The sequence below is a fragment of the Pedobacter indicus genome (genome assembly GCF_003449035.1).
Classification (GTDB): Bacteria; Bacteroidota; Bacteroidia; order Sphingobacteriales; family Sphingobacteriaceae; genus Albibacterium; species Albibacterium indicum.
Map to the genome: position 1 here is coordinate 2,148,879 of NZ_QRGB01000001.1, position 18,242 is coordinate 2,167,120.

11 protein-coding genes are annotated in these 18,242 nt (G+C 43.0%); 6 read left to right on the top strand and 5 right to left on the bottom strand.

Features of this window, described 5'->3' with window-relative positions:
• Window positions 1–57: 57 nt before the first annotated feature.
• Genes D3P12_RS09650 through D3P12_RS09660 form a run of 3 tightly spaced genes read left to right on the top strand, consistent with a single transcriptional unit; the run spans window position 58 to window position 5,843 of the window.
• A complete protein-coding gene (locus tag D3P12_RS09650; protein WP_205941086.1) occupies window positions 58–3,285 on the top strand; it encodes a SusC/RagA family TonB-linked outer membrane protein in 3,228 nt (1,075 codons plus the stop codon).
• 10 nt (window positions 3,286–3,295) lie between these two features.
• A complete protein-coding gene (locus tag D3P12_RS09655) occupies window positions 3,296–5,155 on the top strand; it encodes a RagB/SusD family nutrient uptake outer membrane protein (RefSeq protein ID WP_118197058.1) in 1,860 nt (619 codons plus the stop codon).
• 10 nt (window positions 5,156–5,165) lie between these two features.
• On the top strand, window positions 5,166–5,843 hold the full coding sequence (locus tag D3P12_RS09660; RefSeq protein WP_205941087.1) for a DUF3823 domain-containing protein: 678 nt from the start codon (window positions 5,166–5,168) through the stop codon (window positions 5,841–5,843).
• Between the two features lie 104 nt (window positions 5,844–5,947).
• Here the strand turns inward: D3P12_RS09660 and D3P12_RS09665 are convergent, their stop codons facing one another.
• The 4 genes from D3P12_RS09665 to D3P12_RS09680 all read right to left on the bottom strand — a co-directional run bounded on the left by D3P12_RS09665 (window position 5,948) and on the right by D3P12_RS09680 (window position 11,032).
• Window positions 5,948–7,183: an MFS transporter gene (locus D3P12_RS09665; RefSeq protein ID WP_118195000.1), complete on the bottom strand. Its 1,236-nt coding sequence runs from the start codon at window positions 7,181–7,183 to the stop codon at window positions 5,948–5,950.
• Between the two features lie 38 nt (window positions 7,184–7,221).
• A complete protein-coding gene (locus D3P12_RS09670) occupies window positions 7,222–8,118 on the bottom strand; it encodes an AraC family transcriptional regulator (RefSeq protein ID WP_118195002.1) in 897 nt (298 codons plus the stop codon).
• Window positions 8,119–8,179: 61 nt separating this feature from the next.
• The gene (gene xylA / locus D3P12_RS09675) at window positions 8,180–9,511 is read right to left on the bottom strand and encodes a xylose isomerase (protein ID WP_118195004.1); all 1,332 of its coding nucleotides are present in this window, start codon (window positions 9,509–9,511) and stop codon (window positions 8,180–8,182) included.
• Window positions 9,512–9,538: 27 nt separating this feature from the next.
• Entirely contained in the window at window positions 9,539–11,032 is a 1,494-nt protein-coding gene (locus D3P12_RS09680) for a xylulokinase (RefSeq protein ID WP_118195006.1), read from the bottom strand.
• A 133-nt stretch (window positions 11,033–11,165) separates the two neighbouring features.
• Between D3P12_RS09680 and D3P12_RS09685 the strand changes: the two genes are divergently transcribed.
• A complete protein-coding gene (locus tag D3P12_RS09685; protein WP_118195008.1) occupies window positions 11,166–12,179 on the top strand; it encodes a LacI family DNA-binding transcriptional regulator in 1,014 nt (337 codons plus the stop codon).
• Between the two features lie 38 nt (window positions 12,180–12,217).
• Here D3P12_RS09685 and purL read toward each other — a convergent pair whose 3' ends face one another.
• Complete coding sequence (purL, locus tag D3P12_RS09690; RefSeq protein ID WP_118195010.1) at window positions 12,218–15,883, bottom strand: phosphoribosylformylglycinamidine synthase; 3,666 nt, start codon at window positions 15,881–15,883, stop codon at window positions 12,218–12,220.
• Between the two features lie 113 nt (window positions 15,884–15,996).
• On the opposite strand from purL, the gene D3P12_RS09695 reads away from it, so the two are divergent.
• Together D3P12_RS09695 and D3P12_RS09700 are read left to right on the top strand one after the other, a co-directional pair.
• Window positions 15,997–17,256, top strand: coding sequence for a YeiH family protein (locus D3P12_RS09695; protein WP_118195012.1), 1,260 nt, complete (start codon window positions 15,997–15,999; stop codon window positions 17,254–17,256).
• 394 nt (window positions 17,257–17,650) lie between these two features.
• Complete coding sequence (locus tag D3P12_RS09700; protein ID WP_118195013.1) at window positions 17,651–18,118, top strand: META domain-containing protein; 468 nt, start codon at window positions 17,651–17,653, stop codon at window positions 18,116–18,118.
• Window positions 18,119–18,242 lie beyond the last annotated feature (124 nt).

Genomic DNA, 18,242 nt, shown 5'->3' on the forward strand with positions numbered 1-18,242 from the left:
ATTAAATTATGGATCCCTCAAAATGGATCAGATTACTATTCATTAAAATGTATTGCTATGGATGTTTTTATGGAAAAAATGAAGACGCATCGGCACTTAAAAAAGATTGGCCTATTTCTAGCCTTGCTCTGTTGTCTGTCAAGTCCTCTGTCCACTTCGGCGCAGACGAACACACAAGAAATTGTCGCGGGAAAGGTAACTGATGTTAACGGCGAGCCTCTAACGGGGGTAAGTGTCCTTCTTAAAAATTCTCAGATTGGTACGAGCACAGACAACGACGGGAACTTCTCCCTGCTTATCCCCAGTCGTGAAGGTGTTCTCGAATTCTCTTACATGGGCTTTCAGAAGCACGAGCAAACCGTTACTTCCGGGGAGCCGGTAACGGTACAAATGACCGCCGATCAAGAGGCGCTGTCTGAAGTAGTCGTTGTCGGTTATGGTACGCAAACCAAGGCGTCGATAACAGGTGCAGTAAGTTCGATTCAATCGGAAGATATTGTGCGCACACCCGCCGTTTCAGCAACGAGTGCCTTGGTAGGGAAGATTCCCGGTATCACATCTCGTGCTACTGATTCTAGACCCGGGAATGGAACGAATTTACAAATTCGAAATCTAGGTGCACCACTGTATGTTATTGACGGTGTTCCGTATAGTATGAACGATCAAACTACTGCTTTCGGATTGAATAGTGGGGTTTCAGGACAGAATATGTTTAATAATCTTGGTATCGAAGATATCGAAAGCATAACCGTTCTTAAAGATGCGTCAGCCGCAGTATATGGTTTGCGGGCGTCCAATGGAGTGGTTCTGATTACCACAAAGAAAGGAAGAAAAAATGAGCAGGCTTCTATCAATTTGACAAGTTACTACGGTCTACAAAATTTCACCCGTTTTCCGAGAGTTGCGAATGCGGGTCAGTACGTGCGTGGTCTTTTAGAATCAGTGCAAAACTTGGGTGGCGATCCGTCCTTATTATATTCACCTGAAGAGTTAGCCCGTTGGGAAGCCGGAACCGAAAAGGGTTATAAAACGTATGATTATTATGATATCGTAACTCGTAAAAATGTTCCCCAAGCCTATATTAGTCTGAATACATCTGGTGGCACCGAGCGCTCCAATTATTACTTCGCGGTAAGCCATGTCAATCAGGATGCCATCCTGAAGGACTTTAATTTTAACCGAACAAACTTACAGGCCAATTTATCAACGAATATCGCAAATGGTTTGACGCTGGGTGCCCAGGTTTCGGGACGGATTGAAGATCGGCATAACGTTGGTGTCCCTGGACTGGATGATTATTTTAATCCGCTGCTCAGTATCTTTAGTATGTGGCCAACCGAGAGCCCTTATGCGAATGACAACCCCAATTATGTACATCAAACACACAATGTCAATGTGAACCCGGCTACCTATACGGATGATATCACTGGCTATGTAGATGAGATCACCAGGGCCATGAATGTGAACATCAATGCTCAATATGATTTTAATTTTGGTTTAACAGTTAAAGGACTCTACTCATATAACTATACCAATCAAGACTTTGACGGCTTCGAATATACTTATAAAGCGTATCGTTATAATGAAGCGACTGATACCTATGAGGATCGGGATCCGAGTAGCGGAGCCCTTTATGGTAATCAAAACCCGTGGCGAGAGAAACATAAAAGGAATATCGTGTCAAACTTCGCACAGGTTCAACTCAACTACGAAAAGCAATTAGGTGATCATTTTATATCCGGAGTTGCTGCTTACGAACGGTCAGAAAATGAGAATTCGTATCTGGCGATCCATTCAGTACCTCCGAACAATTATGTGCCTCTCATGAATTTTTCTACACAAGACTATCTGGCTGATGAGTGGGCCATAGAGGCCAGGGCGGGTTACGTTGGTAGGATTAACTACAACTATAAGCAGCGATATCTGGTAGAGCTATTGGGCCGGTACGATGGTTCGTTTTTATACCATGGAGATCAGCGTTGGGGCTTTTTCCCTGGTGTATCGCTTGGATGGCGACTTTCCGATGAGCCTTTCATGAGAAATATGACCGAAGGCATACTCGATGATTTGAAATTAAGAGCCTCCTATGGTGAGACAGGAAGCGAGCTGGGTCTGGGCGATCCCCCAGCCATGTTCAGTTATATTGGTGGTTATAATTTTAATCAGGGTAGTGCTGTATTGGATGGCAATTATATTATCGGTTTAAGACCAAGAGGTTTGCCGATAACCAACTTGTCGTGGGTTACCAATAAAACCTTAAATTTCGGTATAGATTTCACCCTTTTTGAACAGAAATTAACCGGACAATTCGACGTGTTTGAGCGTCGGAGAAGCGGCTTACCCGCACCTAAATACGATGTGCTATTGCCAGCGGAGGTGGGTTATACTTTACCGGTCGATAATTTAAATTCAGATGCTACCCGTGGTATGGATGGGGCAATTGGGTATACGAACCGGGTAGGGGAACTCGATTATTCGATTGGGGTAAATGCAACCATCGGGCGTCTGCGTAGCCTGGAAACCTATAAGCCTCGTTTTGGTAACGCATGGGAGGAATACCGCTATTCGGTTGAAGACCGTTGGGCGAACGTTAATTGGGGATATGAAGTAATCGGACAGTTCCAGTCTCAAGATGAAATAGACCATCATTTGGTAAACAACGACGGACAAGGTAATCGGTCGCAACTTCCGGGCGACTTGATTTACAAAGATGTGAATGGGGATGGGATTATCAATGGGATGGACGAAAGGCCGATCGGCTACGCTCAGGGTGCGCTGCCGTATTTTAATTATGGAATTAACGGTAGTTTTAGCATTAAAAGATTCACTCTGTCGTTCGATTTTTCAGGCGGGGGAATGCAGAGCTTCTTCAGGAACTGGGAGTTAAAATACCCTTTCCAGAATAATGGAAACCTAATTGAATATTTCGCCAGCGACCATTGGCACCGGGTCGATCCATACAATCCAAATAGCGAATGGGTTGCAGGCACTTATCCTGCTTTTCGAAAGGATGTAAACAATCACAATAACTTTAGGAAGAGCTCCTTTTGGCTCACGAATGTACGCTATTTCAGGCTGCGAAACCTTGAGTTGGCATACAGCCTGCCAACGCGTATAATTGAAAAGGTCGGACTAAAGAATGTTAGAGTTTTTGCTAACGGAACCAATTTGTTTTCGATTGATAACGTGAAAGATTTCGGAATAGATCCAGAAATCAGCAGTGAAAATGGATTGATATATCCTCAACAAAAGCTTTATAATTTTGGTATAAATGTTTCATTATAAGAATAGTAAAATGAAAAATATAATTGGTATCAGCACGCTTTTAGCTATGATGACACTTTTGTTCTCATCATGTAAGAAAGATTGGCTGGAGCGGACTCCCAAGGATATTATCCTGGAAGAACAGGTTTGGAACGATCCGGTTATGATCACCGGTCTATTAGCTAATTATTATGACCGTTTTCCTACGGAGACGGGTCTTGAAGGTAATTTCAGGAACGCTGCTAATTATGCTGACGCGATGTGGTCAGGCTATTCGGGTGAAGATTGGCGCAACAACATCATAAATTATGGCTTCGAAAGCTGGCGGTATTGGGATTATGGTTTAATCAGGGATATCAATTTGGCTTTAGAAAGTATTGAAGCGTACGGCGAGGACCTGTCTGATACAGAAAAAGTCGAATTCTCTGCTGAGCTACGTTTTCAACGTGCTTTTATTTACTTTGAAATGGTCAAGCGTATGGGTGGTGTTCCGCTAGTAACCTCGCAATTGATCTATGATTATAGTGGCGATCCTTCAGCTTTGCAGCTACCGCGCGCTAAAGAGTCAGAAATTTATGATTTTATCGCTTCAGAGGTAGACGCGATAAAAGATCAGTTAGGTAATTCTGGTAGCCATACCCGTGCGAATAAATATACCGCACTGGCTTTAAAAAGTCGCGCGATGTTATACGCCGGCTCCTTAGCTAAGTATAACAACCAACTGGGTAATCCCATTCAGACAGCAAACGGTGAAGTAGGTATTCCTGCGTCACAAGCAGACGATTACTACCGTAAATCGCTAGAGGCCTCGTTAGAGATTATCAATAGCGGAGTATACAGCTTGTATCAGAACAATCCCGAACCTGGTGCAAATTTCCAGGAACTATTTCTATCCAAAACGGATAACCCCGAAGTGATCTTCGCGAAAGACTTTTTATCCGAGAAAAATAAAAGACACGGCTTCTCCTACGAAAACATTGTTCGAAGCGTTCGTGAAGATAACTTGGCTTCATCGGGAATTACCCCTGGACTGGGACTTGTAGAAAGTTATGAATATCTGGACGGAAGTAACGGGAAGCTAAAGATACGCAACGCTGATAATAGTGATTTTATTTATTATGATGATCCGGCAGATCTCTTCGCTGATAAAGACGGACGTCTTTATGGTACAGTTATTTACCCCGGATCAACTTTCAAAGGACTTGAGATAGAAGTTCAAGCAGGCGTGATGGTCTGGAATGCAAGTACAGGGACCTATCAGACAATAGAAGGATCCGCTCTTGGATCAAATTATACTGACGGACAATTACTGACATCAGCAGCTGGGCCTCACCGGTCTATACAAGAGGTAAGCAATACAGGGTTTTATTTGAGGAAGTATGTTGATATCGGTGCAGGAACAAGCACACGTGGTATATTAAGTGATGTTTGGTGGATCTGGTTCCGCTTGGGTGAAATTTATTTAAATGCAGCTGAAGCAGCTTTTGAACTTGGGCAAGCGAATGCCGTCGATTATGTCAATGTTTTAAGGGAGAGAGCAGGCTTCGGATCCAATAGCCTCAGTAATCTCACACTGGAACGGATCAGAAATGAGCGGCGGGTCGAGCTGGCTTTTGAAGATCATCGTTTATGGGATCTGAAGAGATGGCGTATTGCACATAGCGTATGGAATGGAAGCGCGTCGAATGAACAAGCTATGATTTATGCTCTTTATCCCTACCGTGTTATCCGTCCGAGCGATCCGGCACGCGACGGGAAGTATGTGTTTGTCAAAATGCAGGCACCGAGGTTCCGGGCACCTCGTTTTTTCAGGGTAGAAAACTATTATTCTTCCATAGCCCAAGACGTTAGAAACAATAATCCAAAAATTACTCCCAATCCGGGACATTAATATGATCATTATGAAAGTATTGAAAGTTTTTATGAAGGTACTGGTAGCTATCTTGTTGTTTTCCAGCTGCGAGAAAGATAATTTTGAAGCGCCAAAATCTAAATTGACCGGCAAGATAGTCTACCAGGGTAAAGCCTTAGGCCTGCGTACCGATGGTGTTCAGCTGGAACTATGGCAACATGGCTATGATTTGTTCAATAAGATTCCTGTATACGTTGCTCAGGATGGTAGTTTTTCTGCTGAACTGTTTGACGGTGATTATAAGCTCACCTTGGTTCGCGGAAACGGACCATGGGCTGAGAGCCTCGATTCACTCGATGTAAAAGTAAGCGGCAATACGACGGTCGATTTTCCAGTTGATCCCTATTTTATAATCGAGGGTGAAAGTTTCCGGCAAAATGGAGATGCGATAAATGCGGACTTAACGATCATCCATATTAATACCAGTCGCGATTTAGACCGCGTCAAACTGTATATCGGTGAGACTGTTTTTGTTGATGATATTTTAAATGTAAGCAGTGTCGAGAAGCTTGCTGCTGACGTGGATATAGATCAGTCCATTTCTTTAGCTACAGATATCCCTCAGACACTGCGGGGTAAAGGTTATGCTTTTGTTCGGATTGGTGTTAAAACAATTGGGGTAGCCGAATTCATTTACTCTCAGCCAGTGCGAGTAGAATTTAATTAGGTTACTTGTTTTAGTTGTCTTAATAACAGTTAATTGTGATTCGTGAAATAAAAAAGCGGATCTGAATAGGATCCGCTTTTTCGTGTTTGTATAATTTGTTGGTTCTAGGGTGTTGCAACTTCCTCTCTGAATACAATTTTCTTTTTTCGCTGCCAAATAATGAAAACCGTAAATAAAACAATGAGAATGAGCGGAAAGACAACCATCTGTGAAAGAGTTTGTTGTCCCGCCAATAGTTCCAGCTCATTTCCCGAAAACCCTTCAGCTGCTTTATCCGCACGCGCCTGATCGATCCACCGACCAATAATCGGCTGGAATATCGATGTTGACAACATACCCACACCACCGATGATCGACAAGCCCAAAGCCCCGCTCAGAGGTACACGTTGAGCAGCGGCGCCAACCATGGTCGGCCAAAAATAGCATACCCCAATTGCAAAAATAACCGCTGCTAGATAGACGATCGGACCGGTTGCTACGCTGAACATATAGATTCCGATAGAAGCAAAAACCGCTGAGGTAAGCAAGACACCTGTTTGTCCCAATTTATTGATTACCGGACCTGCAAAGAAACGACCGACTGCCATAAGCCCGGTTACCAATGCAAGGATCAACATCGGGCTCGCACCACTATTGCTCATAATCAGTCCCACCCACTGTTGCGGACCGAACTCTGAAATAGCTGTCAACGCCATACAGAAGAATAGAAAGAGAAAAGTGGGCGATAGCATGGCTCGCAGATTCTGAGCAATAGAAGTCGACTCCTCCTGATGAGGTTTCGGAAAGGTCTTGCCGTAAAACAGGATTGCATAAATAATGGTTGGGATCATGATAAGCCACATCTGAGATTGCCATGTGAAACCAAAGTCGGTCATGAACTTCGAAATGAGACTTCCTAAGAAAATTCCTCCCGGGAACCACATGTGAAAGCGATTCATCATCTTGTTCATCTTTTTACCTTCATAAGCATCCGCAATCATCGGGTTACAGGCTGCCTCCGTACAGCCATTTCCAAATCCGATAAAAAGCGTGGATAAAAGTAAGGACGAATAACCTCCGGCATAAATAGTCAGAATGATACCGAGCGTGTGAGAGACAAAAGCTACGCGCATGATATTAGCCGGGCCGAATGAGTGATAAACGAGTCCGCCGATGACCATCGAAATCGGGAATCCAAGAAACCACATCGAATTGATAAAGCCCAGTTGTTCGGCGGTAAGACCAAATTTGTCGCCCAACGTCGGAAGGATACCTGCGCGGATCGAGAACGAAAATGCAGTCGTGATGATCGCAAAGCAACTGCCGAGAAACAGTGCTTTCTTGTTGATTTGTTTTTCCATAGTGATAGGTTTGGTTAAAGTTTGATTTTTATAAAGATTTAAAAATTGCCATAAGCGTCGATATTCAAATCATGAAATGTTTTTTTATAGAATAGTGGGGTCTGACTGGTAACTTCCCGAAACTGCTTATTAAAATTAGACAATGTATTGTATCCGCATTCGTATGCAACCTGACTGATGTTCAGTTCTTCTTCCTGAAGCATTTTGCAAGCATGATTGATTCGGATTTCCTTCACGAAATCGGAAAAAGACTTGTTGACGTGCGTTTTAAAATAACGGCTAAAGGAGGTGGGCGTCATATTAACCCGCTCAGCTACTTCGTTGAGTTCGATTTTGTGGTTATAATTTTTCATTACGTATTCGTAGACGATGTTCATCCGGTCGGTAGAAGACTTTTTAGCTACCGGCACATAGTCCAGCCGGGTTAAAAGTCGGACACTAGATGATACCGCAATGGTATGAAAAATTTCCAATAACTGTAGAATACTTTGAAACCCGTCCATATACAACAGGTTCTGCATCATCTTGCTAACTTTGTCTCTCGTATCTCCCAATACTTCTAACCCGCGCTTCGCTTTTTCAAATAAACAACTGATGATATTCAGCTCTTCTTTTCTTCTGATCGAATTATCTAAAAAATCTTCTTGGAAGTAGATGACGATTCCCGATGTTTGGCTTGTACTATCGTCCTCAAAATAACGGTTCTCATTTCGCCAAACATGAGGGAGATTCGGACCCGTGAAGATCAGATCTCCCTCTTTAAAAGGCTTTATCGTGTCACCGATAACCCGCATACCCTTTCCTTTCAATACCAAAAAAAGCTGGTATTCCGGATGAAAATGAAAGGTTGGGTCAAAATAAGGTGCATCAAGTTTTTTAATTAAAAAAACTTTTGACTCAGGTATAGATGATTTCCTAACAAAGTTCCTAGTCATAATAAAATAACCTTTTTGGAGTCGGGTCCCTACATTGATTTTATTGAATATACTTATTAATTTAAATATACCGATTAATCAGATTTTCCAAAAACTCTTGTTTGCCACTGATTGCTTTGGGCTCACCTAACGATACCGCCAAGTCCCTTAGTGCAGTCAGGTCGAGGTTTCCGTCACGAAATTCTTTGCCTTTTCCATGGTCGTAGCTGCTATAGCGATCCGCCCTTATCTTCTTATAATCTGAATGCTGTAAGATATCATCTGCAACGGTGAGTGCCCGCGCAAAGGTATCCGCGCCGCCGATATGCGCATAGAACAAATCTGCCGGGTCAGTTGAATTACGTCTGATCTTGGCATCAAAGTTAATTCCACCTCCTGCAAAGCCACCAGCTTCCAGAATGATTAACATACATTCAGCTACTTCATTGATATTGTTCGGGAACTGATCTGTATCCCAACCATTTTGGTAATCTCCGCGATTTGCATCGATCGACCCCAAAAGTCCAGCATCTGCCGCTACTTGCAGTTCATGCTGAAACGTATGGCCAGCAAGTGTCGCATGATTAACTTCCAGATTCAACTTAAAGTCACCTAGCAGATCAAACTCCTGTAGAAAACCATGCACGGTTGAAGCGTCATAATCATATTGATGCTTCGTAGGCTCGCAAGGTTTAGGCTCGATAAAGAATGTCCCTTTAAACCCTTGGCTTCGGGCATAATCTTTCGACAAATGCAGTAGTTTTGCTAAATTTTCTTTTTCTCGCTTCATGTTGGTGTTCAGAAGCGACATATAGCCCTCTCGGCCACCCCAGAAAACATAATTTTCTCCACCGAGCGCGATCGTAGCATCCAAGGCTGCTTTAATCTGTGCAGCTGCATGTGTTAAAACATGGAAGTCCGGATTAGTAGCAGCTCCGTTCATATAGCGTTCGTGACTGAAAAGATTAGCCGTTCCCCACAGCAACTTGATTCCCGAGGCCTTTTGTTTTGCCTTAGCGTATTCTACCAAGGTTGCCAGTCGCTTTTCGTTTTCTACGACATCATTTCCGTAATCCACGACATCCACGTCGTGGAAGCAATAGTAAGGCAGGCCAATTTTAGTGAAAAACTCGAACGCAGCATCCATTTTATCTTTCGCCCGTTGAATCACGTCATCACTCTTATCCCAGGGAAAGAAAAGAGTTGGCCCCCCAAACGGATCACTCCCGTTCGCGTTGAATGAATGCCAGTAGGCCACAGCGAAGCGTAAATGCTCTTTCATGGTTTTCCCTTGGATGATGCGGTTTTCGTCATACCAACGATAGGCTAGGGGGTTGTCCGATTTGGGACCTTCGTAGGCGATTTTGCCGATTCCTTTAAAAAATTCCTGGTTACCGATTAATACATTTGACATAGTTTGATGATTTAAATTTGTTATTAGCTATTTTTTTATTTGCATGAACTTTTCCAACAGCAGTTCACGCCATGTACTGTAAAATTCTTCATAAGGGTGATCCGTTTGCGGAACAATGGTGCTATGTACTTTCATCTTTTCGAAAGCTTCGTCGGGTGAAGCAAACGTATGATTTCCGATTCCAGCGCCAAGAGCAGCACCGATACTGCCATCGTTATTGTAAAGCTCCACTGGCGTGTTCGTCACATTTGCGAAAATCTGCGTAAATAGCTCACTCTGAAACATATTCGCGATACCCGCTCGAATAACCGATGGGTTCATTCCGTTTTCCCGGAGAATATCAAGACCATACCGAAAAGCAAATGCGATTCCCTCTTGCGCGGCACGAAATACATGTGCACGATGATGATGATTAAAGTCGAGATTCAAAAAATGGGAGCCGATAATCCGGTTATTGAAAATACGTTCAGCGCCGTTACCGAATGGCAGGATGCTCAGTCCTTCGCTACCCGGGGGAACCGATTGGGCGATCTTGTTGATTTCGTCGTAACCAAGCCCCTGACCCATATTTTGTTTTACCCAACTGTTTAAAATCCCGGTGCCATTGATGCACAACAGCACCCCGGTACGAATATCCTCTTTCGTATAATTAACGTGGGCAAAGGTGTTTATACGTGATTCTTTGTCGCTTATTAGCTGGTCGCTTACCGCGAAGATCACACCTGAAGTCCCCGCCGTAGCTGCTACCTCGCCAGGGCGCAAAACATTTAGTGATAACGCATTATTGGGTTGATCACCTGATTTATATGTGACCGGTATCCCCGGTTTTAGGTTGAGTTTCCGAGCCACGGATGATTGTAGGAAGCCATGCTCTCCAAAAAGTGGTCTTAATTCAGGGAATACGCCTTCGTCAAACCCGAAATACTCCATAATATCGGTTGACAGCGAGTTGGAACGGAAATCCCAAAAGACACCTTCAGACAGCGCTGAGATACTTGTTGTCGCATCACCAGTTAATTTCAGCGCTATAAAATCACCTGGTAGCATGATTTTATATGCCTTTTTATAAACCGCTGGCTCATTCTGCTTTACCCATGCCCATTTGGCTGCGGTGAAGTTTCCGGGAGAATTGAGTAGTCGGTCTAATGATTTTTTATTCCCAATGTGTTGGAAGGCCTCTTCACCTAGATCAACCGCACGGCTATCACACCAGATGATCGAGTTCCGCAAGGGATTTCTTTCTTCGTCGATCACCACCAAACCGTGCATCTGATAGGCAATTCCAATAGCCGTAATCTCTTCAGGTCGGACAGCACGATGTTGCAGCACTTTGGCAATAGCCAATTGCGTATGTTCCCACCACATGTCCGGATCCTGTTCAGCATAGCCCGCGCGTACAGATATCACTTTGTTTTCCGTGTCTTCAGGATACTGGGCACTGGCAATTGCCTGTTGGCTCTGTGCATCTACGACCGATACTTTGATTGACGATGTTCCCACATCGATTCCGAGTAAAAGCATATTTTAGGTTTAATTTCTTACTAAGTTACGCAAACGTTGGCATAAATTTAAATTATTGATTAGGAAATTAAAAATCAATCAGTACTTTTGTTGCATACTCTTACCAATATATTTTACATGACACCTTAGATTAGTGAAAAAAACAACCATTTTAGACATCGCCCGGGAGCTTAATATTTCATTTTCGACTGTATCGAGAGCACTCAATGACCATAAGGCTATTAGCGAGCCGACCAAAAAGGCTGTAAGGGAAGCTGCAGACCGAATGGGTTATCAGCCAAATAAGATAGCATCGTCCTTAAGGTCGGGCAAAAGTAAGACAGTAGGTGTACTGGTTCCTCGTCTGGATGTTAGCTTCTTCAGTTCCGTTGTTCACGGTATTGAAGCGGTTATGAATGAAAACGGCTATTCCATTCTTCTTTATCAGTCGCAAGAGCAATATAACAAAGAAAAACAGGGAATTGACACCTTTTTAAACTCACAGGTTGAGGGGATTATTGCATCCATCTCATTGGAAACCGATACGAGCGATGCTTTCGGAGCGGTTATAAAGCATAACATGCCGTTGGCTTTTTTTGATCGGGTTCTACCTGACTTAGAGGTTCCCTCGGTAACGATCAACGATTATCAGGGAGGATTTATCGCCACGGAACATCTTATAAAAAAAGGTTGTAAACGAATTGTACATATTAATCAATACCGTAACGTAAACATCTTTAACGAACGGCTACGAGGTTACCTGGATGCTCTTAAACATTATGGGTTGCCGGTTGATGACGACCTGATTATCAAGGGCGATTTTTCGTTGGACTTTGGACGGCAGTGCGTTCGCGAACTCATTTCCAGGAAAATCGACTTTGATGCTGTTTTTACTTTGGAAGATTTTACAGCGATGGGCGTCGTACAACAGCTAAAGGAATATTCGATCCGTATCCCGGAAGACGTAGCGGTTGTCGGTTTTGCAAACGAAGATTTTACCAGCCTGGTAACACCTTCTATATCGACCGTAGACCAAAACTCTATCGGCATGGGCGAGGAAGTAGCCCGCCTGTTTTTGAAATTGCTCAAAAAAGGGGACTACTATCAACATAAACCCGAAAAGCTCGTATTTGAACCAAGCCTATTAGTCAGGGAGAGCTCCAAATAATCTTGCAGAGCTCTCAACTAATCTCGGAGGGCTCTCGGCTAATCCTGATAATTTTCGATCCATTCTCTCGCGTTCACAAAAGCTTCCATCCAAGGCGAAACTTCATCGTTCCTTCCTTGCGGATATGTTGGCCATTGCCATTGCAGGAGCGAGCGCTCAATGTGCGGCATGGTCACTAAGTGCCTACCGGTTGAATCACACATAATCGCTGTGTCGTAGGCAGATCCATTGGGGTTAGCAGGGTAGGTGTGATAGCTATATTTCCCTACGATGTTATACTGACCTTCATCATAAGGCAGATCATATTTCCCTTCACCGTTTGAAATCCAAACACCGAGTGTACTTCCCGCCAAGGTAGATAGCATAATAGAGTTATTCTCCTGAATAGTCAGGGTCGTAAATCCACTTTCATGTTTGCCACTGTCATTATGCAACATTCGTGGCTTTTTCTCGTGTTTTGGATTAATCAGACCCAGCTCGATAAACAACTGACAGCCGTTACAGATACCAATCGACAGCGTATCTGGTCTGTTAAAGAAATCATTCAATGCTTTTTTTGCTTTCTCGTTGTAAAGAAATGCACCAGCCCAGCCTTTTGCTGAACCCAGAACATCCGAGTTGGAAAATCCGCCTACCGCGCCGATAAATTGGATGTCCTCCAGCGTTTCCCTGCCAGAAATCAAGTCAGTCATATGCACATCTTTGACATCAAAGCCCGCCATATACATGGCATTGGCCATTTCCCGTTCAGAGTTACTACCTTTTTCACGGATAATAGCCGCTTTCGGTCGTGGTTTGTTCGGATCGATCTGTGGTGCACGGCCGCGGAAATGCGACGGGAACCTGAAGTTCAGCACATGGTTTTTGTAGTTGTCAAAGCGTTCTTTAGCTTTTTTCTCTCCACTTTGCTGAATATCAAGCAAGTAGGAAGTTTTAAACCAAACATCCCGAAGGTGGTCAATATCAAAACTCCACTCATTCCCATTGTTCTTGATCGTTACGTTTGCTTTTTTTGTAACGCTGCCGATTTTATGAAATTCAATACCGTTGTCTTTTAATACCCCCTCTACAGATTCATCTGCCTGGAATACAATCGAGATGTTTTCCGAGAACAAGAGCTTAATGCTATCCTCTTCTCCGATGCTGCTCAAGTCAATATCAGCACCCAAGTCACGGTCGGCAAAGCACATTTCCAATAAAGTCGTAATTAAGCCGCCGCTGCCAACATCATGACCCGCCTGTATTTTTTTCGCTTTGATAAGATCCTGGATAACATCAAACGCTTTTTTGAACTGAGCAGCATCTTTGATGTCTGCCGTTTCGTTACCGATTTTATTTAAGATCTGAGCGAAAGATGACCCTCCCAATTTATAGGAGTCGCTCGATAGGTTAATATAATAAAGAGACCCTCCATTTTTGTTTAAAACCGGTTCAATTACGTTTCTCACATCCACACAATTCCCGGCGGCTGAGATAATCACCGTTCCCGGAGAGATCACTTCTTTGTCCTGATATTTTTGCTTCATGGAAAGAGAATCCTTACCGGTCGGTATGTTAATCCCCAATTCAATTGCAAAATTAGAGCAAGCCTCAACGGCCTGGTATAAGCGCGCGTCTTCACCTTCGTTTTTACATGGCCACATCCAGTTGGCAGAGAGTGACACACTTTTGATACCATCCTTAAGAGGAGCCCAGATGATATTAGAAAGAGACTCTCCGATAGAGTTTCGACTACCAGCAGCTGGGTCGATCAATGCGGAGAGAGGGGAGTGCCCGATCGAAGTTGCGATTCCCTCTTTTCCCTGAAAGTCGAACGCCATCACCCCACAGTTATTCAGCGGCAGATGCAGTGGGCCGGCATTTTGTTGCTTTGCCACCCGTCCGCCAACACAGCGGTCCACCTTATTCGTTAACCAGTCTTTTGAAGCTACTGCCTCTAGCTGCAAGACTTCTTCTAAATAAGTCGGCAATTTATCTTGTTCATATTCGAGTGGAGCATAGCTGCGGTCGACAGTCCGATCTGTCATGACTACTTTTGGTGAACTGCCAAACATATCACTCAACATAAAGTCCATTGGCTTCACATTGGTTGTTTTCGACTGAAAAACAAAACGATGATCATCGCTAACATTCCCAACCGTATACATCGGTGAGCGCTCCCGATCCGCTATTTTTTGTAGTTTATCAATATGCTCTTCACTGATTACCAAGCCCAATCGTTCCTGAGATTCATTGCCAATAATCTCCTTCGCAGATAGCGTTGGGTCACCTACCGGCAACTTGTCCAAATCAATATGGCCACCGGTCTCTTCCACTAGTTCTGATAAACAATTGAGATGCCCGCCTGCACCATGGTCGTGGATCGATACAATATCATTTTGATCGCTTTCCACCATGCCGCGAACTGCGTTGGCCGCTCTTTTTTGCATTTCGGGGTTTGAGCGTTGGATGGCGTTCAATTCGATACCAGAGCCAAAAACTCCTGTGTTCGCCGAAGAAACAGCTGCACCGCCCATCCCAATACGATAGTTATCTCCACCCAGTACGACAATTTTATCACCCTCTTTTGGTTGGCCTTTTTTTGCTTGATCGGCTTTTGCGTAACCCACACCGCCCGCGAGCATAATTACTTTGTCAAAACCTAAGATTCTGGCATCCTCTTCATGTTCAAAGGTTAGTACCGAACCGGCAATTAATGGTTGGCCAAACTTATTACCAAAATCAGAAGCCCCGTTTGAAGCCTTGATCAGGATATCCATCGGTGTTTGGTACAGCCACTCACGCTCTTGAACCGCTTTTTCCCAAGGTCTGTTCTTTTCCAGTCTAGCGAAAGATGTCATATAAACAGCCGTTCCCGCTAAAGGCAACGATCCTTTACCTCCGGAGAGCCGGTCCCTGATCTCACCTCCAGACCCAGTGGCCGCACCGTTGAATGGTTCAACCGTAGTTGGGAAGTTATGTGTCTCAGCCTTCAACGAGAAAACAGATTCATATTCGCTTAACTTATAGTAGTCTGCTACATCAGCACGCTTAGGAGCAAACTGTTGTACATAAGGGCCTTTTAAAAAGGCTACGTTATCCTTATAAGCTGAAACGATATCATTAGGGTTCGTTTCAGAAGTTTTGCGGATCAGCTTAAATAAGCTTAAGGGTTTTTCTTCTCCGTCGATTACAAATTTTCCGTTGAATATTTTATGTCGGCAGTGTTCAGAGTTTACCTGAGAAAACCCGAACACCTCTGAGTCTGTCAGCTTTCGTCCAATCCGGGTCGAGAGATCATTTAAGTACTCAACTTCTTCTTCACTCAGCGCAAGACCTTCCTGTTCATTAAAAGCCGCAATGTCATCAATATCTAAAATAGCCTCAGGCTTCAGATCAATGGTAAAAATATCCTGATTTAATTGCAAATACTTTTGAGACAACATGGGATCGAAGTCTGTAAAATCAGAATCCACTTCCCGAAACTCTTCAATTCGTTGTACACCTTCAATCACCATGTTTTGAGTGATTTCTACAGCATTTGTGCTCCACGGCGTAACCATGGTAGAACGAGGTCCAACAAAAGTTCCTTCGAGTTTGTCATCTTCGATCACTTTCGAACCGCCAAAAAGCCAGTTCAGTTTTGATATGTCTTCGGGAGATAAATTTTGCTCTGTTTGAAGGGCAAAAATGGAGTTAGTAGGACTTAAAAAGAAATAAATCATGATCTTATTTAGAAAGTTCAAATTTAAGTATTATTAAGCTAATTTCCCTATTTCAGCTTTTTTTATCGGATCATTTTCCTACTTTTAGCCCTTCGAAATTTTAAAACCTAGAAATGTCTAATAAAATTAAAGCTATTGTCCATGAAGACTGGGCAGTTGTAATCTTGGGACTACTCAGTATCGCTATCATTTTGTCTGGATTCGTTGTTCCGGTGCCAACATTTAAATGGACTTCGCTTAGCGATATTGGAACAACTATTTTAAGTACTGTCAATTTACAAAATATAGGTGTCCAATACCTGTTTATGCTAGTGATCGCGATTCTTGGTGCTTGGTTAACTGGAAAACGCATGTTCGGATTTGTCAAGGGTTTCACAATCGTTTATTTGCTTACCCTATTTGCACTTCTGATTACCGGAAACAGTGTGGTCGTGTCGCTGAACCTCGAAGCCGTTATCTTTAGTTTGGCTATCGGTTTATTTATTAGCAACTTCTTTGTTCTGCCCCAATGGTTTAAAGACACCTTATCTACAGAGCTTTTTGTTAAGGTAGGTCTCGTTCTTTTAGGTACTCAGGTGATTTTTTCCAATATTTTAGAAGCTGGAGCATTAGGACTGATACAAGCCATCGCTGTGGTTCTTTCTGTATGGTATTTCGCATTTTGGCTTTGTAAGAAAATGAAAATCGACAGCGAGCTTACCATGATGATATCCAGTGCAGTGTCCATTTGCGGTGTTTCAGCAGCAATTGCGACTTCCGGTGCTATTCAAGGGGACTCAAAAAAGTTGTCTTATGTTATTTCCATGGTACTGATTACTGCCATCCCGATGATGATCTTTATGCCTTACTTAGCACATTACATGGGATTATCGCAAGAGGTCACTGGCGCGTGGCTCGGCGGTAGTATTGACACGACCGGAGCAGTGGTTGCCTCGGGCTCATTAGTAGGAGAGGAAGCATTAAAAATTAGCACCATTGTTAAGTTTTCTCAGAATGTAATGTTGGGTTTAGCTGCTTTTGCCATCAGTATTTATTGGACCCTGACCCAAACCACAAACTCCGACGGCAGTCGCCCTGAAAAGCCAACTTTAGGGGTTATTTGGGAGCGCTTCCCTAAGTTCGTTATCGGTTTCGTGGCGGCATCGTTGTTATTCTCCTTTTTTATTTCGCCGGAGACGGTGAACGCTGTCAAGGGAAGCATAAAAAGTGTACAAGGACTTTGGTTTGCCTTGGCATTCACCAGCATTGGCTTAGAAACCAACTTTAATGACCTCTTTAAGCAGAACAGTAAAAAGCCATTGTATGCATTTATGATTGCACAAGGCTTTAATGTTATTGTCACCCTCATTATCGCCTACATCCTGTTCAACTAAATTTTTTTCTCAACTAAGTTTTTTGCTAGAAGAGACTTTCTGGTCTTTTCCAGACTTTCGTTTTAATTAATTGTTATATAAGCCGGATCATAAACGGAAGTTAGTCGTAGATTAACCGTATGTTAGTCGTGTCCATCCGACTGATGTCCGAATAATGTCCGAACAAAGTCCGACTAATGTCCGTATAACAGTAGTCCAAATTTGGAGTAAAAAACGGAGTATTCTAGCGTATTTTATTGAATACTTGGAAAAAATAAGAAGTAAATAACATCAAGGTTGCAGTTGGAATTTAACTTTAAGGAAACCTGTGCCAAGCTAAGCGGAAGTTTTAAGAGCAAAAAAAAGTAGCAAACAATTATTCTTTTCGTTCTTTTTATAAATCAAACACATTACCATGAAAAAAATCTTTTTATTTATCGCGTTGATTTTTGGCGCTTCGCTCATCACCGCTTGTTCCATTTTTCAGAAAAAACAGGTGAATCAAAACTCTGATCATTCAGGCAATTTCGATAAAACGATAACTGAGAAATACTGGAAATTGACCGAGCTCAACGGTCAGCCTGTTTCAGGCGACTTCAATAAAGAGCCTCATTTTATTCTTAAAAAAGAGGATAACCGGGTCACCGGAAATGGTAGTTGCAATGGTTTTGGTGGAAGTTATACGCTCGACGAGGAAAAAGGCCGCATCTCGTTTTCGAATTTATTCTCTACAAGAATGGCTTGCCCAGATATGTCTGTTGAACAAGCTTTTATGGATGTTCTGAGTAAAGTTGATAATTATTCGCTGCATGGTGATACGTTGACGCTTAATAAGGCGCGGATGGCACCGCTGGCAAAATTTGAAGCTGTTTATTTTAACTAGCGTATCGTTATTACATGATTTTACGTAACTTTAATGTGTGTAACATGATCGTTATATTTGCTTTTTTTATTGAAAGCTAAAACGTTTTATCTATTTTTAGCGCCTTTATAACCTTTTACCATAT